This is a genomic window from Tenacibaculum lutimaris (assembly GCF_003610735.1).
GTDB classification, from domain to species: domain Bacteria; phylum Bacteroidota; class Bacteroidia; order Flavobacteriales; family Flavobacteriaceae; genus Polaribacter; species Polaribacter lutimaris.
In genome coordinates this window covers 379173-395746 of record NZ_RAQM01000006.1, presented here as the reverse complement: position 1 = coordinate 395746, position 16574 = coordinate 379173, and the positions used below count along the sequence as shown (strand labels likewise).

14 protein-coding genes are annotated in these 16574 nt (G+C 32.1%); 6 read left to right on the top strand and 8 right to left on the bottom strand.

Annotated features, from left to right (window positions below; genetic code table 11):
- Positions 1-35 precede the first annotated feature (35 nt).
- A complete protein-coding gene (locus C8N26_RS01925) occupies positions 36-1844 on the top strand; it encodes a GNAT family N-acyltransferase (protein WP_028891484.1) in 1809 nt (602 codons plus the stop codon).
- Between the two features lie 86 nt (positions 1845-1930).
- On the opposite strand, the gene rseP is transcribed toward C8N26_RS01925, so the two are convergent.
- Complete coding sequence (gene rseP / locus C8N26_RS01920; RefSeq protein WP_120185792.1) at positions 1931-3277, bottom strand: RIP metalloprotease RseP; 1347 nt, start codon at positions 3275-3277, stop codon at positions 1931-1933.
- Positions 3278-3437: 160 nt separating this feature from the next.
- On the opposite strand from rseP, the gene C8N26_RS01915 reads away from it, so the two are divergent.
- Positions 3438-4115, top strand: coding sequence for an SCO family protein (locus C8N26_RS01915; RefSeq protein WP_120185791.1), 678 nt, complete (start codon positions 3438-3440; stop codon positions 4113-4115).
- A gap of 106 nt (positions 4116-4221) precedes the next feature.
- Here C8N26_RS01915 and C8N26_RS01910 read toward each other — a convergent pair whose 3' ends face one another.
- The 4 genes from C8N26_RS01910 to C8N26_RS01895 all read right to left on the bottom strand — a co-directional run bounded on the left by C8N26_RS01910 (position 4222) and on the right by C8N26_RS01895 (position 6822).
- Complete coding sequence (locus tag C8N26_RS01910) at positions 4222-4407, bottom strand: hypothetical protein (RefSeq protein ID WP_120185790.1); 186 nt, start codon at positions 4405-4407, stop codon at positions 4222-4224.
- Positions 4408-4661: 254 nt separating this feature from the next.
- On the bottom strand, positions 4662-5123 hold the full coding sequence (locus C8N26_RS01905; RefSeq protein WP_147418471.1) for a hypothetical protein: 462 nt from the start codon (positions 5121-5123) through the stop codon (positions 4662-4664).
- Positions 5124-5151: 28 nt separating this feature from the next.
- A complete protein-coding gene (locus C8N26_RS01900; RefSeq protein WP_120185788.1) occupies positions 5152-5493 on the bottom strand; it encodes an SdpI family protein in 342 nt (113 codons plus the stop codon).
- Positions 5494-5496: 3 nt separating this feature from the next.
- The gene (locus C8N26_RS01895) at positions 5497-6822 is read right to left on the bottom strand and encodes a serine hydrolase domain-containing protein (protein ID WP_120185787.1); all 1326 of its coding nucleotides are present in this window, start codon (positions 6820-6822) and stop codon (positions 5497-5499) included.
- 95 nt (positions 6823-6917) lie between these two features.
- On the opposite strand from C8N26_RS01895, the gene C8N26_RS01890 reads away from it, so the two are divergent.
- Positions 6918-8129 (top strand): aminotransferase class V-fold PLP-dependent enzyme, encoded by a 1212-nt coding sequence (locus C8N26_RS01890; RefSeq protein WP_120185786.1) that lies wholly within the window; start codon positions 6918-6920, stop codon positions 8127-8129.
- A gap of 70 nt (positions 8130-8199) precedes the next feature.
- Here C8N26_RS01890 and C8N26_RS01885 read toward each other — a convergent pair whose 3' ends face one another.
- Positions 8200-8901 carry a Bax inhibitor-1/YccA family protein gene (locus C8N26_RS01885; protein ID WP_028891478.1) on the bottom strand — a complete coding sequence of 234 codons (702 nt, stop codon included), beginning with the start codon at positions 8899-8901 and terminating at the stop codon, positions 8200-8202.
- A gap of 411 nt (positions 8902-9312) precedes the next feature.
- On the opposite strand from C8N26_RS01885, the gene C8N26_RS01880 reads away from it, so the two are divergent.
- The 3 genes from C8N26_RS01880 (at position 9313) to glpQ (ending at position 12942) form a co-directional block, all read left to right on the top strand.
- Positions 9313-10344, top strand: coding sequence for a zinc metalloprotease (locus C8N26_RS01880; protein WP_120185785.1), 1032 nt, complete (start codon positions 9313-9315; stop codon positions 10342-10344).
- 123 nt (positions 10345-10467) lie between these two features.
- The gene (locus C8N26_RS01875) at positions 10468-11961 is read left to right on the top strand and encodes a YfcC family protein (protein WP_120185784.1); all 1494 of its coding nucleotides are present in this window, start codon (positions 10468-10470) and stop codon (positions 11959-11961) included.
- A 3-nt stretch (positions 11962-11964) separates the two neighbouring features.
- The gene (gene glpQ / locus C8N26_RS01870) at positions 11965-12942 is read left to right on the top strand and encodes a glycerophosphodiester phosphodiesterase (RefSeq protein WP_120185783.1); all 978 of its coding nucleotides are present in this window, start codon (positions 11965-11967) and stop codon (positions 12940-12942) included.
- Here glpQ and C8N26_RS01865 read toward each other — a convergent pair.
- Entirely contained in the window at positions 12932-14704 is a 1773-nt protein-coding gene (locus C8N26_RS01865; RefSeq protein ID WP_120185782.1) for a chloride channel protein, read from the bottom strand. The genes glpQ and C8N26_RS01865 overlap by 11 nt on opposite strands.
- Before the next feature lie 86 nt (positions 14705-14790).
- Positions 14791-16554 carry an APC family permease gene (locus tag C8N26_RS01860; protein WP_120185781.1) on the bottom strand — a complete coding sequence of 588 codons (1764 nt, stop codon included), beginning with the start codon at positions 16552-16554 and terminating at the stop codon, positions 14791-14793.
- Positions 16555-16574: the final 20 nt, after the last annotated feature.

The window sequence follows — 16574 nt, the reverse complement described above, 5'->3', positions numbered from 1 at the left end:
TTTATATTTGCAGTTATGTCAATTGATAACTGTGTATGGGATTAGTAACACCTAAAGAAGTTGCAAAAGCAATAGGGGCTGATAAGTTCGGGGTTTTCGGAACGTTTTCAGGATGGTTGCTGATGAAAGTTCTACGAATTTCAAAAGCTAATGAAGTTTATAACAAGCACAAGCATAAAAAAGATTTACCTTTTTTAAATGGTTTGCTTGATGAGTTTCAGATAGAGTTTGAAATTCCTGAAGAAGATTTAAAACGTATTCCAAAAGAAGGACCGTTTATAACCATTTCTAATCATCCGTTAGGAGGAATAGATGGTATCTTGTTATTAAAGCTTTTATTAGAGCATAGAGATGATTATAAGATAATCGCCAACTTTTTGCTACACAGAATAGAGCCGTTAAAGCCTTATGTAATGCCAGTAAATCCTTTTGAAAATCATAAGGATGCAAAATCGAGTGTTGCTGGAATTAAAAATGCTTTACTGCATTTAAAAGAAGGAAAACCTTTAGGGCTTTTTCCTGCAGGGGAAGTATCTACGTATCGTGATGGAAAGTTAATGGTTGATAAAGAATGGGAGCAAGGAGCTGTTCGTTTAATAAAAAAGGCGAAAGTACCTGTAATACCTATTTATTTTCATGCCAAGAATAGCCAGTTGTTTTATACGTTATCTAAAATTAGTGATACGCTAAGAACAGCAAAACTTCCATCGGAATTATTATCTCAAAAAAATAGAGTTATAAAAGTAAGGATTGGTAAGCCAATATCAGTAAAAGACCAAGATGCTTATCCTGAAATTCCAGAGTTTTATCAGTTTTTACGTAGAAAAACGTACATGTTGGCGAATCCATATGAGAAAGCTTCTCAAAAGATTTTATCAACACAAAACCTTAAAATTCCGAAGAAAGCTAAAAATATTACTTCTCAAAAGTCGCCAGAGCTATTTATAAAAGAAGTAGATGCTTTGCGTGAGAAAGGAAGCAGGTTGTTAGAAAGTAAAAACTATGAAGTGTTTTTTGCAACAGCAAAAGAGATTCCTAATATTTTACATGAAGTAGGTCGTTTACGCGAAATTACCTTTAGAGAGGTTGGAGAAGGAACTAACAAGCCAATTGATTTAGATAGGTTTGATAAATACTATCACCATTTATTTTTGTGGGATAACGAACAAAAGAAGTTGGTTGGAGCTTATAGAATGGGCTTAGGAAAAGATATCTTTAAAAAGCATGGTGTAAATGGTTTTTACATTCACACGTTGTTTAGAATTGAACCTGAGTTATACCCAATGATGGAAAAAACCATTGAAATGGGGCGTGCTTTTATCATTAAAGAGTACCAACAAAAACCAATGCCATTATTCTTATTATGGAAAGGTATTGTGCACGTTACGTTACGTTACCCAGAGCATAAATATTTAATGGGAGGAGTAAGTATTAGTAACCAGTTTTCTGAGTTTTCAAAATCGCTGATGATTGAGTTTATGAAGTCACATTACTACGATCCGTATGTGGCACAATACATTCATCCAAAGAAAGAATTTAAGGTGAAGTTGAAAGACGCCGATAAAGACTTTGTTTTTGATGCTACAGAAGCAGATATGCAAAAGTTCGATAAATTGATTGATGAACTTGAACCAGGAGAATTACGTATTCCTGTTTTAATTAAGAAGTATGTAAAGCAAAATGCGCGATTAGTAGCTTTTAACGTAGATCCGAAGTTTAATAATGCTATTGACGGGTTGATGTATATTAAAGTTGCAGACATACCGGAAAGTACTGTAAAACCAGTTATGGAAGAGTTTCAAGCAGAGTTAGAACGTCGTGCAGCTGAAAACTTAAATAAGTAATCAAGCAAAGTTAAAATATAGCATAAATAAAAAAGCATCGTACTACTTGAGTACGATGCTTTTTTATTTTGTATTGTTTATTAGGTTTACTTAAACAACCTAAATATATCGTTTCCGTTAGCAAATAGTAATAATGCTATTAATAAGATAAACCCTGTGATTTGAGCATACTCTAAGAATTTGTCCCCTGGCTTTTTACCAGTAATCATTTCCCATAAAGTAAATACTACGTGACCACCATCTAAAGCAGGAATAGGTAATAAATTCATGAATCCTAACATGATTGATAAAAACGCTGTAATATTCCAGAATGTTTCCCAGCTAAATTCTGAAGGGAATATACTTCCGATAGAAATAAACCCACCTAAACCTTTATAAGCACCTGTACTCGGATTTAAAATCTTTTTCATTTGCTTAATATAGTTGGTTAAGGTTGTCCAAGCTTTATTTGTTCCTGCAGGAATAGCTTCTCCAAAAGAATAACTTCTTTCAGCTAAAGTGTAATACCCTAATCTTTCTAAATCTGGTAAAGACAAACCAGCTATACTAACACCTAATTTTGCCTCTTCAGTTACTTTTACAGGAAGAGTTACGTTTTGGTTGTTTCTTTTAACGGTAATATTTATTTTTTGACCTTTGTTTTTGTCTAATTCAATTTGAGCCTGATCAAAATAGGTTATTGGTGTTCCATTAATAGAAGTTACAATATCCTTTTTCTGTAAACCACTTTTACTGTTAGGAGAATCTTCTGGAACTTGAGCAATTACAAAAGGTTGTCTATAACTTATAAAAGCACCAGCATCTTTACCTCTGTCAACTAATTTTGAGATAAAATCTGTTGGAATTTCTTTTTCAAGAACAGTTCCGTTTCTTTCTATCGTATAATTATGACCATTAATAAATCCTAAAGGAAGTTCTCCAAATTTCTCAATTTTTTGTCCGTCAATTGTTAAGATTTTATCTCCCGTTTCTAAACCTAAGTCTTTACCTAATTGATCTTGTACCCAAACACCATCTTTTAAGCTATCATTCGGAAGGTATTTTTCACCATACGCCCACATTAAACAGATGTAAATTAAAATACCTAGTATAAAGTTTACAATAACTCCACCTAGCATAATAATTAAACGTTGCCATGCAGGTTTAGAGCGAAATTCCCATGGTTGTGCAGGTTTTTGCATTTGCTCAGTATCCATGCTTTCATCAATCATTCCTGCAATCTTAACGTAACCACCTAACGGAATCCAACCAATACCATAAACTGTTTCACCAACCTTCTTTTTAAATAAAGAGAATTTATAATCGAAAAACAGGTAGAATTTTTCTACACGAGTTTTAAATAATTTTGCTGGAATAAAGTGTCCTAATTCATGTAAAACAATTAGGAGCGATAAGCTTAAAATAAATTGTGATGCTTTTATTAAAATTTCCATAAATGGTGTTCGTCTAAATTTAAAATCTGACAAATGTACGTTTTTAAGTACAGTTCTAAAAGTTTGTAATTGACTTGCGCTTTTGTTTTAACAAACTTTTTAGTGTTGCTGCATTAAAGCCTGTATTTTTAGTCGTATTTTTGTTGAAAATTTTAGTACTGTGGATGTTAAATTCTTTAAAAAATCAAAAAGCACCTTAATTTTTATACTTATTTTTAGTGCTATTGGAGTTCCTGTATTTTATCATTTAGTAAAGGTTGATACAAAATTACCTATTTATAATCCGGCAGATATCAATCCAAAACTAGTTGATGCTTCTGTAAGAAATAGAACCAAAAACCATAAAGTAGGAGATTTTAAATTGATTAATCAAAATGGAGATACCATCACCAATGCTGATTATAAAGACAAAATATATATAGCAGATTTCTTTTTTACACGTTGCCAAACAATATGTATTGCGATGGCATATAATATGAGTGAGTTGCAAGAGCATTATAAGAATGATGATGATATTATGTTTTTATCGCATTCTGTTACTCCAGTTATGGATAGTGTACCACAATTACGAAAATATGCTACTGAAAAAGGAGTGATTGATGGGAAATGGAATGTAACCACAGGTGAAAAAAAGCATATTTATAATTTAGCACGCAAACATTATTTTGCAGTGTTAGATGAAGGCGATGGAGGAGAGAGTGATTGGGTTCACACCGAAAACTTTGTGTTAATAGATAAAGAAGGTCGTATTAGAGGTTCGTATGATGGAACCAAAAAAGAAAATATGCAAAAAATAATAGATGATATTACTCTGTTAAAAGAAGAGTATAAAAAATAATCAATTAAGAGGTCAATAAAAAAGACACGTATGAGTTGAAAAATAGACCTTGATGTTTTTACAAAAATATCAAGGTCTTTTAGCTAAAACATCTTGATGAGTTTTTTTAAGAGTTTGTTGTTATCCAAACAAAGTCGGTTATATCATCATTGTTTGTATCTACAAATAGTATATTATCATAAATAATAGCGTTTCCAACACTGCCAATAACCATAGAACCTTTGTTTAAACTTAAATCTTTTGATACCCATTGCTTTGTGCCTTTTTTTAGTTGATTAAAATTAGTTCCCACCCCAAAGCCTTCTTGGGTTTTATAAGTATTAGAACGAATAATAATAGAAGTAATTATATCATCAGCATTTACAGTAATATCAAATATCTCTTTATTGTAATTTTTATCTTTTAAATATGTTTTAGGTTGTAGTTTCCTATGTTATTATTCGTGATTATCTTATTATCCTGATTGCAAGAAGTAGATAAAGTGATTAAAAAAAATGTTATCAGAATTTTCATAATTGATAGATGTTTTTAAATAGTCAAAGAAATTTATTTTTCCCAATCTGTTTTTCCCGAAACTTTATTTATAGAAATTATATCTTCTGTATAATAAATACTTTTATCTTTTTTAACTCCCTTAAATTTTATTATAATCTTTTCAGTGTCGCGGTTTAAACTATCTATTATGGGGTTAACTTTTTTGTAATTAATCTCATTAGTAAAAACATTTACTATTTCATCTTTAGAAAACTTGAGTTTAAAATAAGGTCTGTCTATTAAACCGTAATTAATTAGGTTCTCAAAGTATTTAGCATTAGTATCTTTGTGTTTTTTATCATAAATCGAATCTTTAGAGGAATTTTTAATTTTCTCAATAACATTTTTTGGAGCCCCATATAAGCTACCTACATCGACTAATTTTATGTAAACCTCACCTTGGTAGATTTTTAATGGTTTTGAGTTATTGCATGCTATAAAGGATATGAACAATAATATAGTTATTTTTTTCATTTGTATCCATGCAATTTTTACTGTTTTATTACTTCTTATTTCCGTCCTTATCAAAATTCTTATTGATTTCTTGTTCGGTTTTAATAACAGATACAGCTAGTGACAACAACATAATTGCCATAGGTTGCCATGTTAATTCTTTTGATAGGTACGCTAAAACCAAAGCTGCAACTAACGAAATTGCCGAATATTTCATAAACTCCTTAGTAAAAAACGCATTAGCGAATTGCCAAATAGTGTCATTTTTCATGGTTTTGTTAGTACGATAACCGTAAATAGCATTGATTTTTTTCGGAGGGAAAAAATGAAAAACAACACTGAATAAAAAAAGCAATCCGTTTATGGAAAGCACGTAATAAAAAGGATTCATGTTTTAATGTTTAATAGAATTTATAATTCCTTTTAATAAGGTATTTACATCTGCATTTTTGGTAAGCCCTGTACGAACGACAACCAAATCTTGATCTGGCAAAATAAATACATTTTGACCTTTATAACCATTAAAAGAATACATATTTTTAGGAATATCAGGATATTTTCCTTCAGCATTTAACCAAATTTGAGCGCCATATTCTCCGTTTGAAGTTGGAGTAGGTGTCGTGGCGTAGTTAACCCAGTCTTTGTCAAACAAATGTTCTCCGTTCCACTCTCCATTATGTAGGTATAACAAACCTAGCTTAGCCCAATCTCTCGTTGTTGCCCAAGCATATGATGAACCTACATAATGGTTACTCATATCGGTTTCAACAATCATAGAGTTCATGCCAATTTTATCAATTAAACCAGTATACCAAAAATCAAGATACTCTTGATGTGTGTCGAATTTTGTTCGTAAAATACCAGAAAGCACGTTAGAGGTTCCTGAAGAATAATTCCAAGTTTCATTAGGTTGCCCTATTAAAGGCTTTCGCACTTGTGTTTTAGTCATGTCTTTTTCTAAAAACAACATTTTTGTAACGTCAGAAATGGTATTGTAATCCTCTTCCCATTCTAAACCAGAATTCATTTGTAACAAATTATGAATTGTAATATTTTTACGATTGTCGTTTTCCCATTCAGAAAACAAGTTGTTTTCTTGAACATCAACTTTTCCTTGGCATTTTAAAATTCCGAACAAAGTACCCGTAATACTTTTGGTCATAGACCAACCTAGTTGTTTCGATTCTTTGGTAAAACCAGTATCGTATTTTTCAGCAATAATTTTGTTTTTATATACCACTACTACCGAACGTGTTTGATTCCTATCATTAAAAATAGTATCAATAGTCTCATTTAGTTTTGTATAATCAATGTTAGCGAAAATAGTGTCTTTATGATCTGCATTTCCGTAAGGAAAAGGAGTTGTATTGTCTGGTTTAGAACGTTTTGGAGTGAGTTGAGGTTTGGTGATGTCAAAATCATCTGTAACTAAAACAGCACCAAGTCCTTCTCTGTATACAGCCTTTCTTTTTAGTAAACCGTATACTGAACCTGTAGCTGATTTTTCTTCAACATTAATTTCATCAGAAGTTACGTTGATAGGTGAAAAATTATTGTCGTTTGCATCGGTGAATTCTAAACTTCTTCCTGCTAGAAAAACTGATGAAGCAGTGTTTTTGGCAGAGTATCCTGCAAGGATATTTAACTTTGGATAGTTGTAATAAATCGTAATAGCTAAGGCTATTACAACGAGTAAAAGTATTCTTTTAAAATTTTTCATAAAAAACACGGTTTCTAGCAAATGTAAGAATTTAATTGTTTGATGTTTGTATTTGAAACGCAAGCCCTACCTTTGTGCTAAATTTGATATTTTACATGTTTAGTATAGATAAAATTCGAGCTGATTTTCCTATTTTAAATAGAGAAGTACATGGGAAAAAATTAGTGTATTTAGATAACGGAGCAACTTCGCAAACACCTCAGGTAGTAATTGATGCTATTGTTGATTATTATTCTAATTACAATGCAAATATTCATAGAGGTGTACATACATTAAGTCAGGAAGCAACTGATAAGTATGAGGAAGCCAGAATTAAGATTCAAAAACATTTCAATGCGAAGCATTCTTATGAAATTATTTTAACATCAGGAACAACACATGGGGTTAATATTGTGGCATCAGGTTTTGCGTCTATTTTACAAGAGGGTGATGAGATTATTGTATCTGCTTTAGAGCATCATTCTAACATTGTGCCTTGGCAAATGTTATGCGAAAAAAGAGGAGCTGTTTTAAAAGTAATTCCGATGGATGAAGATGGTTCGCTACGAATGGATATTTATCATGAATTATTGAATCCAAAAACAAAATTAGTTTTTTGTAACCACGTGTCGAATGCATTGGGAACAATTAATCCTGTAAAAGAAATTATCCACGCTGCTCATAAATTTGGTGCTTATGTGTTGATTGATGGAGCACAAGCGGTACCTCACATAAAACCAGATGTTCAAGCATTAGATGCTGATTTTTATGTAGCTTCAGCTCATAAAATGTGTGGGCCAACAGGTGTTGGAATGCTGTATGGAAAAGAAGAATTGTTACAGTTATTACCGCCATACCAAGGAGGAGGAGAAATGATTGAAACTGTAACTTTTGAAAAAACTACTTACGCTGGATTGCCTCATAAGTTTGAAGCTGGGACACCTAATATTTGTGGTGGAATAGCATTTGGAGTTGCTATTGATTATATGAATTCAGTTGGTTTTGATAACATAGAAAAGCAAGAAAACGAATTGTTATCGTATGCAACCCAAGAATTAGAAAAAATAGATGGATTGAAAATTTACGGTACTTCTAATAAAACATCAGTAATATCTTTTAATTTAGAAGGAATCCATCCGTATGATGTTGGTGCAATTTTAGATAAACTAGGAGTAGCAGTTCGTACAGGACACCATTGTGCACAGCCTATTATGGATTTTTATTGTATTCCAGGAACAGTACGAGCTTCTTTTTCTTTTTATAATACTAAAGAAGAAGTTGATGTATTGGTAAGTGCTGTTAAGAAAGCACAGATGATGTTAAGTTAAAAGGAACTTAATTTAGATAAGAATAAAAAAAGCCTCCGAATGGAGGCTTTTTTAGTATAATAGTTTCTTATTAATCTCTTGACATAAATATTTGTAATACATACCAGAATAATAGCATCAAAGAAGCAAATAGTCCTAGTGCAGCAGGAATGTAATCATCTGTAGAGAATTTATGAACTAAGTTAGATGTTTGATACAAAATAGAACCAGCTGCTAATACACACATTCCAACTGAAAACCATAATCCTAAGTTAAAGCCGAATAAAACTCCAGCAATAATTAATCCTATTGCAATAAAAAATCCAACAGACAATCCTGCTCTGATAAAAGAAAAATCTTTTTTTGTTATAAATACAATTGAAGATATTCCAACAAATAATGCAAGTGTTACAATTCCTGCCTGTTTTATTATATCAAAGTTGTTGGTATAAGAAATAGCAATGTAAATTAAGGGTATAAAAATAAAAGCTTGGGCAAAAACATACCCTGAATAGGCTAAGTATTGCAAGTTTTTATCCGAAGTTTTTAAAGCGGTACTTTCAGCGTAGCTAGTAACTAACATAAAACCACCAAGTAATAATAGCCACTTGTAACCTTGGGTCATTGATAAGGCGAATTCAACAATTGTGGCACTTTGTAAAAATAAATATTCAAATAAAACGAATAATAATACACCACCAGCAACGTGTGTGTATGTCTTTTTGTAAAAAGCTATTCTGTCAGCTTCTGAAACGTGTGCTACAAGCACTTTTGGTTCAAATGAGTTTTCCATAATTATTTTTTAATAACTGAATGTAAATATATGTTTTTTGGATGATTTTAAATTCATGTATTTTATTGTAGAAAATATATCTTCTAGTTCTTAAAAATGCCATATTCACGATTTAAATTGTTTAAAATTGATGTTTTTTCTTTGTTGTTGTTAAATTTTAACATTTAAATAATGTTAAAAAATGTATGTTCCAAAGTGATAAAACCTAAGAAATTAACTTTTTTTTAACTTTTTTTTAGCATTGAAAAAAAATCATATATTGCACATCGTTAAAGAAACCCTTCAAAATATTATTAATAAAACAAGTATTTAACACTTTAAATTATGTAATTCTTGTTTGTTATATTTTTTTAACAGAATTAATGCCGTAGGGGCATTTTTGTATAACTAATTTTTTTAATTTTTCACAACATGAAAAGAATTTTTTTAACACTAGCTGTAGCTGCATCTGTACTAGTAGGATGTCAGGAAAACTCAAAAGACGATGCTGTACCTAATCAAGAAGCAATCGACATGAGCGATTTCTATGTAGAAACTGAAGAAGTTTCTCATAAAGGAGGAAGTGAGCAATGTCACTCAATGAGAGTTTTAAACAGACAAGTGAAAGAGAACCCAGGATTATACAAGAAAATGTATGATATTGAGTATGCTACAAGAAAGTTAACAACAGCTAAAGGTAAGCCAGGAGGTGGCGGATCAGGAAGTAGCGATGTAGATGTATTACCAATCGAAGATGGATTAGGTACTATTAACATTCCTGTATACGTACACGTTGTTTTACCAAACTCAAATAGTGTTACAAATTCTCAAATTCAAGCACAAATGAATGTGTTGAATGATGATTTTAGTAGTACAAATACAAATCAACTACCTTCAGGAGCTACTGATTTTATTAATGATGCAACAAATACAGGAATTCAATTTACATTAGCAGGTACTTTTAGACATGATGATCCTAAGTCTTCTTGGGGAACTAACGATGCTGTAAAGGCTGCTTATCCTCCAATTACTCCTTCAACTCACTTAAACATTTGGGTATGTGAAATAGGTGGAGGTATCTTAGGATATGCGCAATTCCCAGGAGGTAACTCTGCTACTGATGGAGTTGTGTTATTAGCAGGAAGCTTACCAGGAGGTTCTTCTGCTCCATATAACATGGGTAGAACTGCAACGCATGAGGTTGGGCACTACTTAAACTTACGTCACATTTGGGGAGACGGAAGATGTCGTCAAGACGATTTCGTAGCTGATACTCCATCTTCTGATGGTGCAAACTACGGATGTCCAACTTATCCAACAGTTAATTGTCAAACTGCTGACATGACTATGAACTACATGGACTATACTAACGATGCTTGTATGTACATGTTTACTGATGGTCAACGTAACAGAATGAGAGCTTTATTTGCTTCAGGAGGTGCGAGAGCTTCTATGTTAAACTAGAAAATAAACCAAAGTCTTTAAAAAAGACGTTCTCAATAATTATTTTTAATTATTATAAAGCCAAGAGATATTAAGCTCTTGGCTTTTTTTATATTTTTAACAGCTCAAATAAAACAGTGCACATTGAAAAATATAAAATTCCCAACGCCACACACTATTTTGTTATTAATAGCAGGTTTTGTTGCTATTTTAACATGGTTTATACCTGCGGGTAAGTATGATACTTTGCAGTATCAAGAAGCTAGAAACTCTTTTGTTTATAAACATTTAGAAGAAGAAAAAACAATGCCCGCAAACCAAGAAACCTTGGAAGGTTTGGGAATTAAAATTCCGTTAGAAAAATTCACGAATGGAGATATTGCGAAACCAATTAGTGTACCAGGAACTTACACTCAATTAGATCCAAAGCCTCAAGGATTTTTAGATTTTTTTAAATCACCAATAAAAGGAATTATTCAATCTTCAGATATTATCTTGTTTGTGTTAATTTTAGGAGGTATTATAGGAATAATGAACTTCACCGGAGCTTTTGACGCAGGTATTTCGTGGTTAGCAAAAACACTGAAGGGAAAAGAATATTGGTTAATTTTTGTAGTAACTACCTTAATTGCTGTTGGAGGAACAACTTTTGGGTTAGCTGAAGAAACCATTGCTTTTTATCCAATTCTAATTCCGATATTTTTAGCAGCAAAATATGATGCAATTGTAGCTTTAGCTTGTGTATATATTGGTTCTTCAATTGGCACTATGTGTTCAACAGTAAACCCGTTTAGTGTGATTATCGCTTCAGATGCAGCTGGAATTAATTGGACAACAGGTTTTACAGGAAGGTTATTAATGTTAATCGGAGGAATAATTATTTGTGTGATTTATATTTTGCGTTATGCGAACAAGGTTCAAAAAGACCCAACAAAATCAATTATTTATGATCAAAAAGAAATGATAGAAGGTCTTTTTGGGAGCTCAACATCAAATACACACAGATTAACAGGAAGATTACGTATCATATTAACTGTTTTTGCAATATGTTTTGTGATTATGATTTACGGAGTTTCTCGTTTAGGATGGTGGTTTGAAGAAATGACAGTGGTATTTTTAATCGGAGCTATTTTAATTGGTTTCTTAGCAAAAATGAAGGAAGAAAATTTTGTGACGACTTTTATAAAAGGAGCAAACGATTTATTAGGAGTAGCTTTTATTATTGGTATTGCTCGTGGTGTTTCGGTGTTAATGGAGCAAGGATTGATAAGTGACACCATCTTACAACATGCAAGTGAGTTTACCACAGGAATGTCCAAAGGAATTTTCACAAATGTGATGCTTTTTATTTACTCAGGATTATCATTTTTTATTCCGAGTTCATCAGGAATGGCGGTGTTAACGATGCCAATTATGTCGCCTTTGGCAGATACGGTTGGAGTAGGTAGAGAAGTAATTGTAAATGCTTATCAATATGGAATGGGTCTGTTTGCTTTTATCAATCCTACAGGGTTAATTTTAGCTTCGTTGGCCATAGTAAAAGTAGGATACGATAAATGGTTAAAATTTGTAATTCCATTAGTAATTATTTTAACTGTTTTTACAATGATAGCTTTAACCGTTCAAGTCTATTTATAACCAATGAAACGAATTTGTACCTTTCTTTTTTTTAGTATTTTCTTCGGATGTACACCTGTAAAAAAAACAAAAAATATGAATACAAAAATAGTCATAGCACATCGAGGAGCTTCAGGATATTTACCTGAACATACTATGGAAGCCAAAGCAATGGCCTATGCAATGAATCCTGATTATATTGAACAAGATTTGGTATTGAGTAAAGATGATGTTCCTATTGTAATTCATGATATTGAGTTGGATGATGTTACAGATGTTGCCCAAAAATTTCCTGAAAGAAAAAGAGAAGATGGACGTTTTTATGTGGTTGATTTTACTTTTGATGAATTGCAGCAACTAAATGTTACAGAACGTTTCAATACGAAGACGGGAGAGCAAGTGTACCCGAATCGATTTCCGAAAGGGAAAGGAAATTTTAAACTTCACTCTTTACAACAAGAAATAGAATTGATTCAGGGATTAAATGCTTCTACTGGAAAAAATATCGGGATTTACCCTGAAATAAAGAATCCAAGATTTCATCATGAAAATGGGAAGGATATTGCTAAAATCACTTTAGATATTCTTTCTGAATACGGATATAAAACAAAGAAAGATAAATGTATGTTTCAGTGTTTTGATGCAAAAGAGTTAGAGCGAGTGCGTACTGAATTACAATCAGACTTATTTTTAGTGCAATTAATTGAGTTTCCTGAGGAGACGAAACAATTATCACACTTTGCAACCTATGCAGACGGATTAGGGCCTTGGTACAAACAAATATTAGATAAAAAAGTAGACGGGAAGTGGCAGTTCACAACCTTAGTTGAAGATGCTCATAAACTCAAGTTACAAATACATCCGTATACGTTTAGAGCTGATCAGTTAGAAGAGTTTTCTTCTTTTGAAGAAATGATGCAAGTACTCTTTTTTGAAGCAAATATTGATGGTGCTTTTACCGATTTTCCAGATAAAATGGTTCAGTTTTTAGCTAAACAGTAACTTCTAATAATTTTTTACGGTAAACCGAAAGTAGTTTTGATTTAGAGATAAAGCCAACATATACCCCGTTTTTAACTACGGGTAGATTCCACGCGCCACTTTCTTTAAATTTTTCCATCACTTTTTCGGTGGTATCGTTGTAAAAAATAATGGCCGGGGCAATTTTCATGATGTCTCTCACTTTGGTGGCTTCGTACAATTCCTGATTAAACATCATAGGACGGATATCATCCAACAAAACAATTCCTATAAATTTGTTTTCATCATCAACCACGGGAAAAATATTGCGTTTCGATTTTGCTACGGCTTGTTTTAGCATGTCGCCAAGATTCATTTCAGGATGGATTTTTACAAAGTTTTTCTCAATAACTTGACTCATTCTCATCATCATCATCACATTTTTGTCTTTGTTATGTGTAAATAATTCTCCACGTTCGGCTAATTCAATTGTATAAATAGAATTTGACACAAAATATTTGGTGATAGCAAATGAAACGGCGGCAACCAACATAAGAGGAACGAATAAATCGTAACCTCCCGTGATTTCAGCAATTAAGAAAATTGCGGTTAAGGGGGCGTGTAGTACTCCTGCCATTAAGCCTGTCATACCAATCAATGTAAAATTGGTTTCAGAAACATCAAATCCAAATTGATTGATGACTTTTGCAACCACGTTTCCTAAAGTGCTTCCCATTACTAATGTAGGAATGAAGATTCCTCCAACTCCACCAGCAGCAAAAGTGGTGGTCATAGCAATCGCTTTAAAAATTCCGATAATTAACAAAAAAATGATGACCATCCATACATTTTCAAAATCGATATTGTAGTGAATACTTTTTAATGCTTCAGGAGCATTTTCTGAGAGTAGGTTATTGATGATTCCATATCCTTCACCATATAACGGAGGAATTAAGAAAAGCATTAAACCAATAGCAATGCCCCCAAAAACCAAACGTTTAAAAGGAGTGTATTTTTTGAAAAAATTTGTAATTCTGAAATATATTTTTGAAAAATATACTGATGAAAAACCTGTAAAAATGGCTAGAACAACGTAAAACATTAGGTCGTTAATTTCAAAAGCTTGTTGTAGTTTTACACTAAATAATACATCTTTCCCCAAAAAGAAATAAGACGTTATTACAGCCGAAACTGAAGCTAATAATAACGGAACTAAGGATGCAAAAGCGATATCTAAACTGAAAATTTCTACTGCAAAAATAATAGCAGCAATGGGTGCTTTAAACATAGACGACATAGCCCCAGCGGTTGCACAACCAATTAATAACATTCGGGTTCTCATGTTCATATGAAATAGCTGTGCTACTCCAGATCCCAAAGCTGCTCCTGTACTTACAGCAGGTCCTTGTAGTCCTGCTGATCCTCCAAAACCAACAGTTATAGGTGCGGTAATAAGTGACGCATACATTTTGTAACGTTCTATAATTCCGTTTTTTTTGGAAATAGATTGTAGGGTGGTAGAAATACCGTGACCAATATCTTTTTTTATCACATATTTTTTAATGCCGTACACTAAAAATAGTCCGATAATAGGAAATATAAAGTATAGTGAATGATGGTATTCTTCAATAAGACCGTCTTCCAAAATATTATGGAAAAAGAAAGTAAGGTTTTTTAAGATTAACGTACCTAAACCCGCTAAAAAACCCACTAAAACACTCAATATATAGATAAATTGACGTTCAGAAATATGTTTATACCTCCAAACAAGTATTTTCTTGTAAATTTCTTTTGATGATAGCATTGTGCTTCAGAGCCTTAGTTGATATATGAAAACCTAGTTATGAATAAATAAAGATAATACCATCTTTTTAATTTATTAATAATTTATTATACAATTAAGCGTACACCGCCTAGTTCTTCTACTTTATAAGGGAACTTTTCACTAGGAGCTCCTATAAACATGAAATTAATTGGGATATTCCATTTTTCGGATAATTCTTTGATTAATTCTGGGCAAAATTTTCCTTCAATTACTTGAAAATCAACTTTAATTTCAGGGTATTCTTTATCTAAGAATGTAATTTCACTTGGTAGGTTTTTAGGGATAGTTTGCCCTTTTTCTAAAGCCAGTACAATTTTTATTTTTTTAGTATGTTCATTTCTAATAATGTATAACATTACTTTGTTAAGAGTAGCGATATTGTCGCCTTTAGTAAAAAACACAAATTCTTGATCATTTATTTTATTTACAGTTTGTGTAATTTTTTTATCTACGTTAAAAACGAACCTTCTTAATGGATTAAATATTGCATAAATTACCTGTAGTACTAGTTTTAGTAAAACCGTACGGTTTAGCATAATAATGACAAAAATAATTGTAGGAATAAAATAATCTAAGAAGACTACAGTGTTGCTTGGTAAATCGCCTTTAGGATCCATTAAGATGTTACCAACAAGGGCAGAAGACACGGCTATAATAGCTAAAATAACAGATGCCCAAGTAGCTTTTTCTGGTCTAGGTAATTGGTTTCTTCTTATTTTTAATAGAATGTTTCCTATGGCAAATAAAGCCATTACTGATAAAAATGAAATTGTATATACACCAGCCAGTAAACCTACATTTCCATTAGTTATGATTAATACAGAAACTGCTAGAATAAAGAATAAAATAATGATTCGGTATGAACTTCCTCTTTTGTTTTTCTTTAAAAAGAATCGAGGCATGATACGGTCTAGAGTCATACGCTCTAAGAGTCCTGTAACACCCACAAAACTAGTTAAAACAGCACCACTCAAAACCAAAAAAGCATCAACAGCAATAATAGCAGCTACCCATTCACCACCAACAAAATCCCCCATTTGAACTAGTAAAGTGTTTTGGTAATCTGCACTTTGTAATACAGGAATTGCGAATAGAGATAAAGCAAAAATTGCCATTAAAGGGTTGATAATGCTTACGATTATCCACATGTTTTTTAGTGTTTTTGGAAACACCCCTTTTTGCTGTTCTTCAACAAAATTTGCTGAACTTTCAAAACCAGAAACTCCTAACATTGAAGCTGCAAAACCAAAAAATATAGCATACCAAATACTGTTTTCTGATTGATGTCCCCAGTTTTTAAAAAGAATATCTATACCGTTTTGAGATAAATAAAATACAATAAATAAGGTTAGTACAACTAGTGATAATAAATGAAATAAAAATATACCAACCGCTACTTTAGCCGATTCGGTAATACCACCAATAGTTAATAAAGCAAAAAATAATAAAAGACCTATGGTTGCTATTATAATAGGCATAGAAGGAATTAAATGATGTAGGTAATGAATAGCTTCATTGGCAGAAATTACAGCAGTAGCCATATAAGAAAGGATGGTTAATGTTGCAGCAAATGAGGCCATCATTTTACTTGTCGTATTCAATAGAGCATTGTAGGCTCCTCCGTTTAGAGGCATCGCACCAACAACTTCACCATAAATTTTCCGAAATAAGAAAAGTACAACCGATACAATTAAAAGAGTTATCCAAGCATATTGACCAGCAAAGGCTATTGCTAAAGCAGATACATACAAAACAGAAGAGCTGATGTCATTACCACAAATAGCAGTTGATTCTAGTTCATTCAGTTTTTTTGAAACGATTTGTTTCATAATATTATTGATTAGTTTTT